Source organism: Bradyrhizobium sp. BRP22, from assembly GCF_020194175.1.
GTDB lineage: Bacteria > Pseudomonadota > Alphaproteobacteria > Rhizobiales > Xanthobacteraceae > Bradyrhizobium.
In genome coordinates, this window is sequence record NZ_JADYVX010000155.1 from 1 (window position 1) to 258 (window position 258).

The following is a 258-nucleotide window of genomic DNA, read 5'->3' on the forward strand; positions in this document are numbered from 1 at the left end:
TCGCCAACGAGCGGCGGCGTTTCGGATACCGCCGGCTGTTCGTTTTGCTGCGGCGGGAGGGCGAACCATCGGGGATCAACCGGATCTACCGGCTTTATCGCGAGGAAGGGCTCACCGTCCGCAAGCGGCGGGCCCGCCGCAAGGCGGTGGGGACCCGGGCCCCGATCCTGGTCGAGGCGAGGCCCAACGCGCGCTGGTCGCTGGACTTCGTCCATGACCAGTTCGCCAACGGGCGGCGCTTCCGCATCCTCAACATCG

The 258-nt window shown here is 69.0% G+C and carries 1 protein-coding gene; it reads left to right on the plus strand.

The window, feature by feature from the left end:
- The coding region (locus tag I6F35_RS39775; protein ID WP_225122987.1) for an IS3 family transposase at positions 1–258 on the plus strand (258 nt) is incomplete at both ends.